A 324-nucleotide genomic window follows, 5' to 3' on the forward strand; every position below is an offset into this window, starting at 1 on the left:
AGTGGAACAGGGTGCCGCCGCCGGCCCCGGCAATCTGTGCCAGACGAGCGCGAACCACGATGCCGGAGGCGAGGGTGACGTCGGTGGTATGAGCGCCGCGGTCCAGATCGTCGGTCAGCATCCGCAGCACGGCGTAATCGGCCGGACTGAGCAGATCGAGAGCCGATTTGTTGGTCAGCACGATGTCGTCGCCGACGGCGGCGACCGCCCGACGCTGCCGGGAGACCGACTGGAAGGCGGCGAGCAGGGCGCGCTCCGATGCCTTCGCCTGGTCGAGCAACCGCTGTTCGATGTCCTCCGCGGCCCGCACGAGGAACGGAGCCA

General features: G+C 69.1%; 1 pseudogene. It reads right to left on the bottom strand.

Annotation, left to right across the window (positions count from 1 at the left end):
• Positions 1-324 (bottom strand): annotated as a pseudogene (locus IU459_RS37785) (sigma-54-dependent Fis family transcriptional regulator); the annotation flags it as partial.

This window comes from Nocardia amamiensis, from assembly GCF_015477605.1.
Classification (GTDB): Bacteria; Actinomycetota; Actinomycetes; order Mycobacteriales; family Mycobacteriaceae; genus Nocardia; species Nocardia amamiensis_A.